A 660-nucleotide genomic window follows, 5' to 3' on the forward strand; every position below is an offset into this window, starting at 1 on the left:
CGTTATTCAAAATTTGTTACCAAACTTATAAAGATTCTTTGCACAGAACGATTAAAAAAATTGGCTTAAAACAGCGTAATCTGCAACACTTTTTAAGTATCTAAAGCATAACAAACTTAGTTAAGTGCAAGTATAAATTGAATTAAAAATACATTCAGTTTAACAACAGCAGAAATTGATTTTATGGTTATCAGCAGGCCGAGTGAAACGAGGTCAATGCGCACTTACACANATAGAATTTATTCTATGTTGTGCTAGACCCATTAAAAACCTGTATCAGAAGTCGCTGTTGGCGACAACAAAATCAAACTAATTTACCCAAAATCAATTTGGTTCAACATGTTTTCTGTACTTGCTTGATCCAAGCCTAAATAAGCTAAAGTCATGGCTTCACTTGAATGATTTAATAAGTGCATGACTAGGCCAATATTGTAATTTGATTGCGTGTAAACACGATAAGCCCCAGTTTTGCGCATCGTATGAGTACCTAGATAATTAATTCCTAATAGATCGCCAACCTTACTCATAATTTTGTAGAACTGTTTTTCAGTAATATGGCGTTCTGGGTGTTGAATTGAAGGAAAGAGCCATTCAGAATCTAGCTTATGATCAAGCAGCCATTGACGGTACAATAAGAGCTCTGTTTGAACTGGTTTAAGA

Annotated in this window: 1 protein-coding gene; it reads right to left on the reverse strand. The window is 34.4% G+C overall.

Translation table 11 applies throughout. The features are described 5' to 3' along the window. Nucleotides 1-314 precede the first annotated feature (314 nt). Nucleotides 315-660: tyrosine-type recombinase/integrase (locus FD09_RS15595; RefSeq protein WP_157053869.1), on the reverse strand; the 346-nt coding region annotated here is incomplete at its 5' end.

The organism is Schleiferilactobacillus perolens DSM 12744, from assembly GCF_001435585.1.
GTDB lineage: Bacteria > Bacillota > Bacilli > Lactobacillales > Lactobacillaceae > Schleiferilactobacillus > Schleiferilactobacillus perolens.